The organism is Nesterenkonia marinintestina, assembly GCF_025420485.1.
Classification (GTDB): Bacteria; Actinomycetota; Actinomycetes; order Actinomycetales; family Micrococcaceae; genus Nesterenkonia; species Nesterenkonia marinintestina.
This window is the reverse complement of the sequence record NZ_JAOEFD010000007.1, coordinates 26,165-40,115: the sequence shown is the minus strand read 5'-3', so window position 1 is coordinate 40,115 and position 13,951 is coordinate 26,165. Positions and strand designations below refer to the sequence as shown.

Annotated in this window: 10 protein-coding genes; 9 read left to right on the top strand and 1 reads right to left on the bottom strand. The window is 70.8% G+C overall.

The features are described 5' to 3' along the window. Window positions 1-25 precede the first annotated feature (25 nt). The 8 genes from panC (at window position 26) to N7E59_RS07035 (ending at window position 8,717) form a co-directional block, all read left to right on the top strand. The gene (gene panC, locus N7E59_RS07070; RefSeq protein ID WP_261624220.1) at window positions 26-961 is read left to right on the top strand and encodes a pantoate--beta-alanine ligase; all 936 of its coding nucleotides are present in this window, start codon (window positions 26-28) and stop codon (window positions 959-961) included. Next, window positions 958-2,943: a M13 family metallopeptidase gene (locus N7E59_RS07065; protein ID WP_315942999.1), complete on the top strand. Its 1,986-nt coding sequence runs from the start codon at window positions 958-960 to the stop codon at window positions 2,941-2,943. The genes panC and N7E59_RS07065 overlap by 4 nt, the downstream gene beginning before the upstream one ends. Window positions 2,944-2,987: 44 nt before the next feature. Then, window positions 2,988-4,553, top strand: a complete 1,566-nt coding sequence (gene lysS / locus N7E59_RS07060; RefSeq protein ID WP_261624219.1) for a lysine--tRNA ligase — start codon at window positions 2,988-2,990, stop codon at window positions 4,551-4,553. Then, entirely contained in the window at window positions 4,553-4,741 is a 189-nt protein-coding gene (locus N7E59_RS07055; protein ID WP_261624320.1) for a hypothetical protein, read from the top strand. The genes lysS and N7E59_RS07055 overlap by 1 nt, the downstream gene beginning before the upstream one ends. Window positions 4,742-5,080: 339 nt before the next feature. Beyond that, window positions 5,081-5,383, top strand: coding sequence for a histone-like nucleoid-structuring protein Lsr2 (locus tag N7E59_RS07050; RefSeq protein WP_261624218.1), 303 nt, complete (start codon window positions 5,081-5,083; stop codon window positions 5,381-5,383). A gap of 218 nt (window positions 5,384-5,601) precedes the next feature. Beyond that, window positions 5,602-6,276, top strand: coding sequence for a GntR family transcriptional regulator (locus tag N7E59_RS07045; RefSeq protein WP_261624217.1), 675 nt, complete (start codon window positions 5,602-5,604; stop codon window positions 6,274-6,276). A 153-nt stretch (window positions 6,277-6,429) separates the two neighbouring features. Then, the gene (locus N7E59_RS07040; protein ID WP_261624216.1) at window positions 6,430-7,758 is read left to right on the top strand and encodes an MFS transporter; all 1,329 of its coding nucleotides are present in this window, start codon (window positions 6,430-6,432) and stop codon (window positions 7,756-7,758) included. A 5-nt stretch (window positions 7,759-7,763) separates the two neighbouring features. Next, the gene (locus N7E59_RS07035; RefSeq protein WP_315942998.1) at window positions 7,764-8,717 is read left to right on the top strand and encodes an ornithine cyclodeaminase family protein; all 954 of its coding nucleotides are present in this window, start codon (window positions 7,764-7,766) and stop codon (window positions 8,715-8,717) included. A 109-nt stretch (window positions 8,718-8,826) separates the two neighbouring features. Here N7E59_RS07035 and N7E59_RS07030 read toward each other — a convergent pair whose 3' ends face one another. Next, window positions 8,827-12,429, bottom strand: a complete 3,603-nt coding sequence (locus N7E59_RS07030) for a proline dehydrogenase family protein (protein ID WP_261624215.1) — start codon at window positions 12,427-12,429, stop codon at window positions 8,827-8,829. A 126-nt stretch (window positions 12,430-12,555) separates the two neighbouring features. On the opposite strand from N7E59_RS07030, the gene N7E59_RS07025 reads away from it, so the two are divergent. Next, window positions 12,556-13,932, top strand: a complete 1,377-nt coding sequence (locus N7E59_RS07025; RefSeq protein WP_261624214.1) for a GntR family transcriptional regulator — start codon at window positions 12,556-12,558, stop codon at window positions 13,930-13,932. Window positions 13,933-13,951 lie beyond the last annotated feature (19 nt).

The following is a 13,951-nucleotide window of genomic DNA, read 5'->3' as shown; positions in this document are numbered from 1 at the left end:
CGGACCACCCCATAGACTGTCACGGATGACCCCGCCACGTGTGCTGACCACCGCTGCGCAGTTCCGCACCGCCCTGACCGAGACGGTGCTCGCCCTGCCCGCCCGTGAGGGCGGCCGCCCGCCCGTCGTCGGACTGGTCCCCACCATGGGCGCCCTGCACGAGGGTCACGCCGCGCTGCTCGACGCCGCCCACGCGACCGCCGACGTCGTCATCGCCTCCCTCTTCGTCAACCCGCTGCAGTTCGACGACCCGGAGGACCACCGCCTCTACCCGAGGGACATGGACGGGGACCTCGCCCTGCTCGCCGCCCACGGCGCGCAGCTGGTGTTCGCCCCCAGCACCGAGGAGATGTACCCCGGCCACCCCGACGGGCCGCTGGTCACCGTCACCGCCGGGGGCCTCGGCCGCCGCTACGAGGGCGCCCACCGTCCCGGTCACTTCGACGGCGTCGCCACCGTGGTCACCAAGCTCTTCAGCATCATGGCGCCGCCGGCGCCGGCCGCCCTCGAGGCCTGGTTCGGTCGCAAGGACGCCGAGCAGGTCGCCGTGATCGCACGCATGGTCGAGGACCTCTCGCTCCCCGTCCGCGTGCGCACCGTGCCGGTGGTGCGCGACGAGCACGGCCTGGCCATGTCCAGTCGGAACCGACGGCTCAGCGACGACGACCACACCTCCGCCCTCAGCCTCTCGCGGACGCTGACCGAGCTGCGGGGCCGTGCCGCCGCAGGTGAGCCCCTCGACGTGGACGGACTCAGCGCCGCGCTGCACGCCCGCGACGACGTCGACCTCGACTACCTCGTCGTCGCCGACCCCCGGACGCTGCGTCCCGCCGACCTGACCGACGAGGGCACGCTCACCGGCCCGGCGCTAGGGCTGATCGCCGCCCGTGTCGGTGGTGTGCGTCTCATCGATAACATGGACCTTGAGCCCCTGACGAGGAACGAGGAGCACCTGCCGTGAGTGAGCAGCACGAGTCGACCGCACAGACCAGCCGAACCTTCCCCTACGCCGACCACTCGGTCCGCCCGCAGGACGACCTGCAGGGCCACGTCAACGGGGAGTGGCTGAAGACCGCCGAGATCCCCGCCGACCTCGACTCCTACGGCGCCTTCATCGAGCTGCGGGACAGGTCCGAGGCCGATGTGCGCACCATCCTGGAGGAGGCCGCACAGGCCGTGGCCGACGGCGACGCCGACGAGGTCCAGTCCCGCATCGGACCCTTCTACACCGCGTTCATGGACGCCGACCGCGCCGAGCGGCGGAAGCTCGGACCCATCGAAGACATGCTCGCCGAGATCGACGCCGTCGACGGCCCCGCCGAACTCGTGCGCCTGTCCGCCTCCTGGCAGCGGCGCGGCGTCGACAGCTTCGTCGCCGCCGGCGCCATGCGCGACGCCGGAGACCCGCAGCGCATGCTCTGGCACATCATGCAGGACGGTCTCGGCCTGCCCGACGAGTCCTACTACCGCGACGGGGCCCACGCCGAGACCGTGGAGGCCTACCGCCACCACGTCGCGCGGATCCTCGCCGTCGTCGGCGTCCAGGACCCCCGATGGGCCGCCGACGCCGTCGTCGAGCTCGAGAAGAAGCTCGCGACCTACCACTGGGACGTGGTGAAGCTGCGCGATGCGCAGAAGCGGTACAACCTCATGGACGTCCAGGAGGTGCTCGAGGCGGCGCCGCTGCTGGCCGAGGCCATCGGCGGCTGGGGGCTCACCGACACCCAGTCCCAGGAGATCGTGGTCGGTCAGCCCGACTACCTGCCTCCGCTGGAGCGCCTGCTCACCGGCGAACGGCTGGAGGACTGGCAGCACTGGCTGCGGGTCCAGGTGCTGCGCGCCTACGCGCCGCTGCTGCACTCGGAGCTGGTCGAGGAGAACTTCGACTTCTACTCCCGCACCCTCTCCGGCGCCGAGGAGCTCAAGGACCGGTGGAAGCGCGGGGTCGCGCTGACCAACGCCCACCTGGGGGAGGACGTCGCACAGCCGTACGTCGCCCGGCACTACCCGCGGGAGGCCGAGGACGCGATGGCCGAGCTCATCGACTCGCTGCTCGAGGCCTACCGGAGCTCCATCGGCCGGCTCTCCTGGATGGGGGAGCAGACCCGGGAGAAGGCGCTGGAGAAGCTGGATACCTTCCGACCCATGGTCGGCTACCCGGCCAAGTGGATCGACTACTCCGACGTCGTGGTGGACCCGCAGGACCCGGTGGGCAACGTCCGCCGGGCCGCCGAGGCCGCCTGGGCCCGGGACGTGCGGAAGATCGACGACGGACCGGATCCCGACGAATGGCACATGACCCCGCAGACGGTCAACGCCTACTACCACCCGCTGGAGAACGTCATCTGCTTCCCCGCGGCGATCCTCCAGCCCCCGTTCTTCGACGCCGAGCGGGACATGGCGGCGAACTTCGGGGGGATCGGTGCGGTCATCGGACATGAGATCGGTCACGGCTTCGACGATCAGGGCTCCCGGTTCGGCGCCGACGGCTCCCTGACGGACTGGTGGACCGAGGAGGACCGGGCGGCCTTCGAGGCGCGGACCGAGGTGCTCGTCGACCAGTTCGGCTCGCTGTCCCCCTCGGCGGCCCCGCACCGCACCGTCAACGGTGAGCTCACCCTCGGAGAGAACATCGGAGACCTGGGCGGTCTGGGCATCGCGCACCAGGCCTACAGCCTGTGGCGCGACCGCACCGACGACGCCGGCGAGACCGTCGACGGACTGACCCCCGACCAGCGGTACTTCTTCTCCTGGGCACAGGTCTGGCGCTTCCTGGTGCGTCCCGAGCGGGCCGTCACCCTGCTGGCGGTGGACCCGCACTCTCCTGCGGAGATCCGCGCCAACCAGGTGGTGAAGAACCTCGACGCCTTCCACGAGGCGTTCGACACCCAGGAGGGCGACGGCATGTGGCTGGCGCCCCAGGAGCGCGTGACCATCTGGTGAGACGGCGGGCGGAGTGCCGTCCCCGGCCCGTAGAATGGCGTCCCGTGAGCTCCCAGAACACTGCCGCCCCGCACCCGTCCGCAGAGAACTCCGACGCGCTGGACACCAACGACCAGCGTGCAGTCCGCGCCTCCAAGCGTGACCGCCTCCTGCAGGGCGGTGTGCCGGCTTATCCGGTCGCCGTCGAGCGCACCCACAGCCTCGCCGAGGTCCGTGCGGCGCACGGCGACCTCGAGCCCGGCGCCTCCACCGGGGAGGTCGTCTCGGTGGCCGGGCGCGTGATGTTCGTCCGCAACACCGGCAAGCTGTGCTTCGCGACCCTCCAGGAGGGCGGGGCCGACGGCGGCGGGGTCCGGCTGCAGGCGATGCTGTCCCTGGCCGAGGTCGGGGAGGAGGCGCTCGCCGACTGGAAGTCCCTGGTGGACCTGGGCGACCACGTCCGCGTGACCGGGGAGGTCATCGCCTCCCGACGCGGCGAGCTCTCGGTGATGGCGCATTCCTTCGAGATCGCCTCCAAGGCGATCCGTCCGCTGCCGGTCCTCCATGCCGAGCTCAACGAGGAGACCCGGGTCCGGCAGCGCTACGCCGACCTCATCGTCCGCGACGAGGCCCGTGAGATGGTCTACCGCCGTGCGGCGATCACCCGCTCCATCCGTGAGACCCTGCACCGGCGCGGCTACGTGGAGGTCGAGACTCCCATGCTCAACCTGATCCACGGCGGGGCGCAGGCCCGCCCGTTCCACACCCACCTCAACGCGTTCGACCAGGACATGACTCTGCGCATCGCCACCGAGCTGTATCTCAAGCGCGCGGTGGTCGGCGGGATCGACAGGGTCTATGAGATGGGACGGGTCTTCCGCAACGAAGGGGTGGACTCCACCCACTCGCCCGAGTTCACCACCCTGGAGACCTACGAGGCCTGGGCGGACATGTACACGATGGCCGAGCGGATGCGGGAGATGATCCTCGACGCCGCCGACGCGGTCGGTGCGGGCCGACGGATTGAGACCGAGGCCGGCATGATCGACCTCGACGGCGAGTGGCGCTGGCTGGGCGTCTACCCGGGGCTCTCCGAGGCTGTGGGGCAGGAGATCACCCCGGACACCGATGCGGAGACGCTGCGCGGCGTCGCCGAGCGGTTCGAGGTCGCGACGGACCCGGCCTGGGACGAGCAGAAGCTCGTCATGGAGCTCTTCGGGGAGATCGTGGAGCCGACGCTGATCCAGCCGACGTTCGTCTGCGACTACCCCCCGGCGGCGCAGCCGCTGGCCCGCCCGCACCGCTCCGTCGACGGGGTGATCGAGGCCTGGGACCTCATCATCGGCGGCATGGAGCGCGGTACGGCGTTCTCGGAGCTGATCGACCCGGTCATCCAGCGCGAACGGCTGGTCGAGCAGTCCCGGAAGGCCGCAGGCGGTGACGACGAGGCCATGCAGTTCGACGAGGACTTCCTGCGTGCCCTCGAATACGGGGCTCCGCCGATGGGTGGGATCGGACTGGGGATCGACCGCCTGGTCATGCTGTTCACCGGTGCGGGCATCCGCGAGACCATCCTCTTCCCCCTGCTCAGGCCGGAGGTGGCCGAGGCCTCGGACGGACAGGAGTCGTGATGGAGGATTTCTGGACGTATTTCGAGGTGTTGGCGCCGTCCGTCGGCGTCGGTCTGGTCTTCTGGCTGGCGATCCGCGCCATCTTCCGCGCAGACCGTAGGGAGCGCGCCAGCGAGGCCGAGATGAGGGAGGAATTCGAGGCGGAACGGGAGCAGGCTCCCACGTCTCGGGCACCTGACGAGGAGTGATGCTCCTCGTTGAGAATTCGGCGCTTGTGCGTGCAGTGCATGATTCTCAGGAGCAACAGTGCCCGGCAGGTGCGCTGTGGAGTACTATGGGAATGCTTCACCGACGCCGTCGTGAACTCTGCGTGATGATGCAGTTCAGGTTTTCTCAAGGTTTTCCGGCTGGATGACACTTTGAGTTACATTCACTTGACTCTCAATCTCGCAGTTGTGAATATGTTCTATGACAGCCGCTCAACAGAAGTGTGCGAGAACGGAATCCCGGCATGTGGGGGCAGTGATCCGTGATCGGATCAGCCTCAGGGTGCGTCGGTGAAGTCGAAGCAGTGAGGAACAGAAGACATGGCTCAGAAGGTGGAGGTCGTCCTGGTGGATGACTTGGACGGATCAGAGGCGAAGGAGACCGTGACATTCGGTCTCGATTCACGTCATTACGAGATCGATCTCAGCGAGGAGCACGCCAAGGAGCTGCGTGATGCGCTGAAGCCCTACATCCGACGGGGACGCGCGGTGGCGCCGCCGTCGCCGCAGAACGAGGCGCGGAAGATCCGCGAGTGGGCCGTCAAGAACGGCTACCAGGTCTCCAGCCGCGGTCGTCTGCACCGTGACATCGTGGAGGCCTATCGCAACGCGAAGCGCCGCTGAGGCCGCACCCGTCGACGACGGGAGCCGACGCCCCTCATCGAGTCCCCGATCCCCGGCACAGTTCCGGGCCGAAACGGCCTGAACTGCTGCAGGGATCGGGGACTCGATGCGTCTGCCGGCCGGGAAGGGACCGCGGCGACGGTGAGAGGATGGTCGCCTGAGCAGCGGTGAGCCGATCGCAGAGCCGAGTGGGAGTCGAGCAGGAGTCGAGGCGGAGCATGGTGGATGCGGAACGAGGCGTGGGCGCCCTGGGCGAGCGGCGGAGTCTGCGTGCGCAGGTCGAGGAGCGGCTGCGGCTGGCCATGGTCGCCGGAGAGCTGGAGCCGGGCCGGATCTATTCGGCCCCGAAGCTCGCCGAGCAGCTGGGCGTCTCGCCCACTCCCGTGCGCGAAGCGATGATGGAGCTCGCCGGCGAGGGGTTCGTCGAACCTCTGCGACACCGGGGCTATCGGGTGGTCGAACTCGACGAAGCCACCCTGGCCGAGGTCACCGAAGTCCGCGCGCTGCTGGAGGTGCCCGCCCACGGGCGGGCCGCCGAACTCGCCGCCGGTCGCAGCCTGGACCGTCTGCGGAGTCTGGCCGAGGAGCTGATGGAGACCGCATCGGCGGGGGAGCTGGAGCGGTTCATCAGCGCCGACATGGAGTTCCACCTCGGCCTGCTGGAGATCCTCGACAACCGGGTCCTGCTCGAGGAGGTGCGGCGGCTGCGGCGTCGGACCCGTCTCTACGGCCTGCGAGCCATGGCTGAGGCGGGGACCCTGGCGGCCACGGCGCGGGAGCACCATGAGCTGCTCGACCACGTCGAAGCCGGTGATCGCGCGGCCGTCGAATCGCTGATGCGCCGTCATCTCGGCCACGTCCGCGGAGTCTGGGCGGGCCGCTCGGAGGACTGACGACGTCGACGTCGGGACTGCTCCCTGTTGTGCGGTACCACGTAAAATTGTACTGTGTGGTGATCATCCTGTGGTCCGCCTCACGTCTGCGTCGCCCGGCCGGCGGACCCACCGCACAGCAGAGGGGCCCCTTTGATCCGGAAACAGTCACGCATGGGCAGGCCCGCCACCAATCGGCGGGTGCTCATCGGAAGTCTCAGCGGCAGCGCCATCGAGTGGTTCGACTTCTTCCTCTACGCCACCGCCGCCGCCATCGTCTTCGACAGGTTCTTCTTCCCCACCCAGGATCCCCTGGTCAGCCTGATGCTGTCGTACCTGTCGCTGGCGCTGACCTTCTTCATCCGCCCCTTCGGCGGGGTCATCTTCTCCCACATCGGTGACCGCATCGGCCGGAAGCGGACCCTGGTCATCACGCTGACCATGATGGGCGTGGCCACCGTGGCCATCGGTCTGCTGCCCACGTATCAGCAGGTCGGCGTCCTCGCACCGATCCTGCTCATCCTCTGCCGCATCGTCCAGGGCCTCGCCATCGGAGGGGAGTGGGGCGGAGCCCTGCTGCTGGCCTTCGAGTACGCGCCGGAGAAGCGCCGCGGATTCTTCGGCTCGGTGCCGCAGATGGGCATCACCATCGGCATGCTGCTCTCCACCCTGGCGTTCTCCGCGGTCTCCCAGCTGCCCGACGAACAGTTCGACTCCTGGGGCTGGCGCCTGCCGTTCATCGCCTCGATCCTGCTGGTGGTCATCGGGCTGTGGATCCGCCACGGCCTCGACGAGACGCCGGCGTTCCGGGAGGCCAAGGAGACCGGCGACGTCGCCAAGCTGCCCATCGCCGACACCCTGCGGGACCACTGGCGCTCCGTGCTGGTGGCCATCGGCGCGAAGATCACCGAGACCGCACCGTTCTACATCTTCGCGACGTTCGTGGTCAGCTACGCCACCGGTGTGCTCACCTTCGAACAGTCCACCGTGCTCAACGCGGTCAGCCTCGGCGCGCTGGTCTCGACCATCATGATCCCGGTGATGGGCGCCCTGTCCGACCGCTTCGGCCGACGGCCGGTCTACCTGGTCGGCACGGCCTGCATCGGGCTCTACGCGGCCCGGTTCTTCATGCTGGTCGGCATCGAGATGGACTGGGCGGTCTTCGTCGCAGTGGTCCTCGGGCTGGGCATCATCTGGCCGCCGATCACCGCCACGCTGGGCACCATGACCTCCGAGGTCTTCACCACCCGGGTGCGGTACACCGGAGTCACCCTCGGCTACCAGATCGGTGCGGCCATCGCCGGGGGCACCGCCCCGCTGATCGCCACGTGGCTGCTGTCCCAGTTCGACAACGCCTGGTTCCCGATCGCGGTGTACCTGATGATCCTGGCGGCCATCTCGCTGGTCGCGGTGCTGGCCGCCGGCAGCGTGACGCGGCGGGAGACGGAGCTGATCCGTCAGCGCGGTGAGGTGCAGATCGTCGAGAGCTTCAGGAGCGAGTGATCCCCATGAGCATGTCATCCCAGGATTCGATGCCGTTCCTCACCGCGGAGGAGGTGCGTCGGCAGATCACCCCGGATCGGGCGCGGAGGCTGATCGAGCAGGCGCTGGTCGACGGCTTCGACCCGGCCGAGGACCCGGCCCGGCAGCACGTCTCCGCAGGGGCGGGGCACCTGCTGCTGATGCCCTCGGCGCTGAGCGGCCGGGTCGGGGTGAAGGTCGCCTCCGTCGCCCCGGATAACCCGTCGCGCGGGCTGCCCCGGATCCAGGCGATGTACCTGCTGATGGATGCCGAGACGCTGACCCCCCAGCTGTGCCTCGAAGGCTCCGTGCTCACCGCACTGCGCACCCCCGCGACGACCGCGGCGGCCTGCGACCGGCTCGCCCCCGCCGAGGTGCGACGCCTGGTGGTCTTCGGCAGCGGGCCGCAGGCCGTGGAGCACGTCATGGCGATTCGCGGGATCCGTCCGGTCGACGACGTCGTCCTCGTCGGGCGCACCCCGGCACGCGCGCAGACGGCGGTCGACGCCCTGGCCGCTCGAGGGGTCGAGGCTCGGGTGGGGCAGGCCGATGCGGTGGAGGCCGCCGACGTCGTGGTCTGCGCGACCTCGGCCGCCGCGCCGCTCTTCGACGCGGGTCTGATCCGCGACGGTGCCTGCGTGGCGGCGATCGGTTCGCACGAGCCCGATCGTCGGGAGCTGCCGGGCGAGCTGCTGCGTCGTGCGCTGGTGGTCGTGGAGGACGTGGAGACCTCGCTGCGAGAGGCGGGGGACATCGTGCTCGCCGAGCGCGAGGGAGCCCTGGACCGCGACGACCTGCACGGCTTGGCGGATCTGGTGCGCGGAGAGGTCGTGCGGCGCGAGGACCGGCCGAACGTGTTCAAGGGCACGGGCATGTCCTGGCAGGACCTCGCCGTCGCCTCAGGACTGGAGCTCCCCGCTCAGACCTCTCGTCGCCCGTAGCAGGACGCACCCCGAAAGTCATCGAGTCCCCGATCCCTGCAGCGGTTCGGGCCGTTTCGGCCCGGAACTGTGCCGGGGATCGGGGACTCGATGCGTGGGGGAGGGCCGCTCAGGCCTGAAGCTCCTCCGAGAGCGCGTGGAACGCCGGGCTCGGATTGCCGAAGCGGTGCAGCGTCATCGACACCGCCTGCTCCTTGGTCCAGAACCGCAGCTCCACCCGCCCGGAGGTGGTGACCTCGTCGTCGAGCAGCGCAACCTCGGGGCGGTCCACCAGCTGCTCCCGCAGCGTCGTGCTCGCCGAACCGACGATGCGCACCCGTCGTCCCACCCCGCGGTCCAGCTTTCCGGCGCGCAGGGCCGCGGCGAACCTCTTCTCCGCCGACTTGGACACGTCCAGCGGGGCCGTGCCCTTCAGCGCGGCGGACGCCCCCTTCAGCACCTTGTCCACGGCCTTGTCCGCCTTCGGATCCACCGAGACCTCCAGCGGCGTCCCGGCGCGCAGTCCCGCCAGCAGGGCACGGACGACGTCGGCGGGCCGGGCGTCGGCGGCCACACGCAGCAGCGTCTCCTCGGGGCGGTATCGAAAGATGTTGGCCTCGGCCTCGAGCCCGGTCCGGTCGATGCCGCGGCCGAACTCGGCGTCCCAGTGCCGCTCATCGTCGGCTGCGGCCAGGCGGAGTCGGCGCCGAGCGGTCTCGTCGAGGTGCCCGGCCAGGTCGCGGGAGTCCTCACAGGCCTCCAGCAGGGCGCTGACCCCGGGGTGGTCGACCGGCGCGACGGCCGGCGCGGAGTACTGCGGGTCGTCGCTCCACCCTCCGAAGAGCATGACGTAGTTCGGTCCGCCGGCCTTGGACCCCAGCCCCACGGAGGACTGCTTCCAGCCGCCGAAGGACTGGCGCTGGACGATCGCGCCGGTGATCCCGCGGTTGACGTAGGCGTTGCCCACCTCGACGCGGTCCACCCAGGTGCGGACCTCCTCCGGGTCCAGGGAGTGGATGCCCCCGGTGAGGCCGAAGTCCACCGCGTTCTGCAGCTCGATCGCCTCCTCGAGGTCCTTCGCGCTCATCAGGCCGAGGACGGGACCGAAGACCTCGGTCATGTGGAAGAAGGAGCCGGGCTTCACGCCCTCCTTGATCCCGGGGGACCAGAGCCGACCGGTGTCGTCGAGCTGACGCGGCTCCAGGAGCCAGGACTCACCCGGCTCCAAGGTGGTGAGAGCACGGTGCAGCTTGTCGCTGGGCAGCTCGGTCAGCGGACCCATCGAGGCCTTCAGGTCGGTCGGCCAGTCGACGACCAGCGAGGAGGCGGCGTCGATCAGCTGCCGACGGAAGCGCTCGGACCCGTAGACGCTGCCGACCATGATGCCCAGCGAGGCCGCCGAGCACTTCTGGCCCGCGTGGCCGAAGGCCGACTTCACCAGGTCGGCCACGGCGAGATCGCGGTCGGCCGCCGGGGTGACCACCAGGGCGTTCTTCCCGGAGGTCTCGGCATTGATCCGCAGGTCCGGCTTCCAGGAGCGGAACATGGCCGCCGTCTCCGAGGCGCCGGTCAGGATGACCCGGTCGACGCCGTCGTGGCTGACCAGCTTCTTCCCGACGTCCCGCTCGTCCGGGTAGATCCCGTGCAGGACGTCGCGGGGGACTCCCGCCTCCCAGAGGATCTCGAGCAGCGCCGTGGAGCAGCGCGGCGTGGGCTTCGACGGCTTGTGGATGACCGCCGCACCTGCGGCCAGCGCAGAGACGGTGGAGCCGAAGGGGATCGCCAGCGGGAAGTTCCACGGCGGGGTCACCAGCACCACTCGGTCCGGGGTGAACTCCGCGTGCTCGACGTCCTCCAGCGCCAGGGCCGAGTGGGCGTAGTAGCGGGCGAAGTCGATCGCTTCGGAGACCTCGGGGTCGGTCTGCTCCAGCGACTTGCCGGCCTCGGCGGCGGCCACGGTGAGCAGGTGGCCGCGTCGGGCGTTCATCAGGTCCGCGGCCCGGTACAGGATCTCGGCGCGCTCGGCGGTCGGGCGGGCCGCCCACCTCCGACCGGCGTCCCGGGCGACGGCGACGAGGTCGTCGACGTCGTCGTACTCCAGGTTCAGCGGGACCGGCTGGCGGCTCAGCCAGGCCGGATCGGCGGCCCGGGCGGCGATGTCGCGGGCCCACTGCTGGTTCGCCGGCAGGGAGACGTCGGTGTCCGGCTCGTTGACGAACTCCGGCACGCCGTGCGGGTAGGTGGGCAGCTCGACGGGCTCACCCTCGGGGTCCTCGGCCTCGGCCGGGCGGTCCTGACCGTGCTGGGGCGGCGGCGGGGTGTGGCCGTCGCGGCGCAGACGGTCCTCGAGGTCCTCCACGGAGGAGCGGAATCGGTCGGCCTCGCGCTCGAAGACCTCGGAGCCGGGTGCGAGGTCGAAGATGCCGGACATGAAGTTCTCGGAGGAGGCGTTCTCCTCCAGCCGACGCACCAGATAGGAGATGGCGACGTCGAACTCCTGCGGGCGCACCGCGGGGACGTAGAGCAGCAGCCGGCCGACGTCGCCGCTGACGGCCTCGGCCTGGTCGGCGGCCATGCCCTGGAGCATCTCGAACTCGAGCCGGTCGCCGACTCCGCGCTCGGCGCCGAGCAGGTGGGCGAAGGCGATGTCGAAGAGGTTGTGCCCGGCGACCCCCAGGCGTACGCCCTTCATCCGCTCGGCCTCCAGCAGCCAGTGCAGCACCAGCTTGTAGTTGGCGTCGGAGTGCTCCTTGGAGTCGCAGACCGCACGCGGCCATCCGGCGACCTCGGCGTGGGCGACCTCCAGGGCCAGGTTGGCGCCCTTGACCAGGCGGACCTTGATGCCCGCTCCGCCGGCGTCGACGCGATCGGCGGCGAACGCGGCGAGCCGCCGCATCGCACCGAGGGCGTCGGGGAGGTAGGCCTGCAGCACGATGCCGGCCTCGAGGTGCGTCAGCTCGGGGCGGGAGAGCAGCCGCTCGAAGACCGCGATGGTCAGGTGCAGGTCCCGGTACTCCTCCATGTCCAGGTTGATGAACTTGGTGCCGGCCGGAGCCTCGGCGGCCTCCTGGTACATGGGGATGAGGCGCTCGACCACGTAGTCGACGGTGTCCTCGAAGCCCCACATGGACAGCTGGGAGGCCACCGACGAGACCTTGATGGACACGTAGTCGACGTCCTCGCGGCGCAGCAGACGGCGGGCGTCCTCCAGGTGGTGGTCGGCCTCGTCGTCGCCGAGGACGGCCTCGCCGAGCAGGTTGATGTTGAGGTTGTGGCCGTGCTCGCGGATGGCGGCCACCGCCTTGCCGAACGGCCTGTCCCGGGCGTCGACGACCATGTGCCCGACCATCGAACGCATGCGGGAGCGCGCCGCGGGGACGACGACGTCGGGCAGCAGCGGGCCGAGCTTCGACCCGGCGGAGATCTGTGCCCGGTCGGCCGCGGAGAGGGTGTCCGGGGCGATGGAACCGAGCTCCTTCAGCGCCGTGGCGGCGGCGCGGGTGTCCTCGGTGCGGATGACGCGGTCGACGAAGCCGACCGTGAACTCCAGGCCGCGGGGATGGCTGAGCACGGCGGCCAGACGCTTGGCCGCGGCCGGAGGCCTGATCCCGGAGCGCCGGGTCTCTTCGAGCCACTCGGTGACCTTTTCGACGGCGGCCTCGGTGAGGCGCGACAGGTCGGTGTCGATGGGGGAGTCGACGGGGCCGCCGAAGGCGGGGCGTCGCGAAGTCATGGGTCCTCCTGCGGTGGGCGACGGTCCGGGGCGGACCGGGGCGTCAGGTCTCCAGTGTGGCGGGTCGGGCGGGCGGGGATGAAGGGCGGAGTCGATCATCGGAGGCTTCTGAGTCAGAATGACAGGATGAGTGCCACGGTGCGGCCGCGGGGCAGACCCCGGATCCAGGAGACGGCCGACGACGTCGTCGCCAGTGTGCTCGCCGCCGCCGGACCGCGGGCGGGCGCCTCGGCGTACTCCACCCGGGAGATCGCCGCGATGGTCGGTCTGAGCCAGTCGTTGGTGAGCCGGTCGGTGCGTCGGATCCGCGGCGGCGGCGTCGATCCGGGCCGCGCGCGGGACGCCGGGCAGGACGCCGGAGGGGAGGCCGGACGCGCGCGTCGGAGGCTGCGACTCGTCGCGGTGGAGGAGAGGCACGGCGTGATCCGGGTGGAGTTCGGCCCCGCGCCCGCCTCTGCCGGCGAAGGTCCCGGTCAGTCGAACATCCGGGTCCGACGCCGTGCGGCGGCGCTGATGGCGGGACTGTGGGTCGCCGGCGGTGCGCCGCAGCCTGCGGACCGTCCCCGGGACTCGGAGTCTCCTCGTGTCCCGATCCCGGTGGGCGGGGGTGCGGTGGTGGAGCTCCGGCCGACGGGCCCGGAGTGGGCGGCCGGACTCCGCGATGTCGCCGACGCGCTGGCGGACTGCGTCCCGCAGGAGGATGCGGTGCCGGGCCCGCTGCTGCGCGAGGTGGCCTCCCGGGCCCATCGGGGTCTGCGGGGACTGAGCTGGCACCGTGACGGTCGTCTCCCCGATCGCCGGGATTCTGACTCAGATCACCATGCGACCGAGGACCTCCCCCCGGGTGAGCGGCTGGCGACGGCGCTGCGCGGCGAGGTGGCCGACGCCGGGCTGCGACCAGGGGACCGCATCCCGCCCGGACGTCTGGGATCCCGCACCGGCATGGGCCCCGGCGCGGTGCGCGGTGCACTGACGCAGCTGGCGGCCCGGGGACTGGTGGAGCGGCGCAGCCCGGGGCACGCGGTGGCCGCCGTCCAGGGGGCCGACGTCATCGACGTCTACGCCGCCCGGCTGCAGCTGGGACAGGTGCTGCTGCGCGGGGCGGCGGCCCGTCCCCGGCACCGGCTGCTGCCGATGCGCGCCGCGCTGGATCGGCTGCGGGAGGCTCACGAGGTCGGCGTCGCCGTCGAGGTGGACCAGGCCGACCTGCGCTTCCAGCGGGCGATGGCGGAGGCCTCCGGGCTGCGGCAGTCGGCGGAGGCGTTCCACGAGCTCACCCTGCGGGTCCAGATGTTCATCGCCGTGCTGCAGCTGGACTACGGGCCGGCGGCGGACCGCATCCTCGCCGACGATCGTCGTCTCCTGGCCGCGGTGCTCGACGGCGGCGGCGACGACGCCGCGCGGATCTGGCGGGCCAAGCTCGACCACGCGGTGCGCCACATGTGCGCGATCGCCCCGGAGCGCTTCGACGCCGCCCTGTGGAACCGGCTCTCGGGACGGTGACCGGCTCCCGGACGGGCCC

Excerpts from the sequence above, each read along its gene's own strand:
- N7E59_RS07030 (WP_261624215.1), bottom strand. The coding sequence starts at position 12,429 with ATGACTTCGCGACGCCCCGCCTTCGGCGGCCCCGTCGACTCCCCCATC.
- N7E59_RS07025 (WP_261624214.1), top strand. The coding sequence starts at position 12,556 with ATGAGTGCCACGGTGCGGCCGCGGGGCAGACCCCGGATCCAGGAGACG.
- N7E59_RS07050 (WP_261624218.1), top strand. The coding sequence starts at position 5,081 with ATGGCTCAGAAGGTGGAGGTCGTCCTGGTGGATGACTTGGACGGATCA.
- N7E59_RS07045 (WP_261624217.1), top strand. The coding sequence starts at position 5,602 with ATGGTGGATGCGGAACGAGGCGTGGGCGCCCTGGGCGAGCGGCGGAGT.
- panC (WP_261624220.1), top strand. The coding sequence starts at position 26 with ATGACCCCGCCACGTGTGCTGACCACCGCTGCGCAGTTCCGCACCGCC.
- N7E59_RS07035 (WP_315942998.1), top strand. The coding sequence starts at position 7,764 with ATGAGCATGTCATCCCAGGATTCGATGCCGTTCCTCACCGCGGAGGAG.
- N7E59_RS07055 (WP_261624320.1), top strand. The coding sequence starts at position 4,553 with ATGGAGGATTTCTGGACGTATTTCGAGGTGTTGGCGCCGTCCGTCGGC.
- N7E59_RS07040 (WP_261624216.1), top strand. The coding sequence starts at position 6,430 with ATGGGCAGGCCCGCCACCAATCGGCGGGTGCTCATCGGAAGTCTCAGC.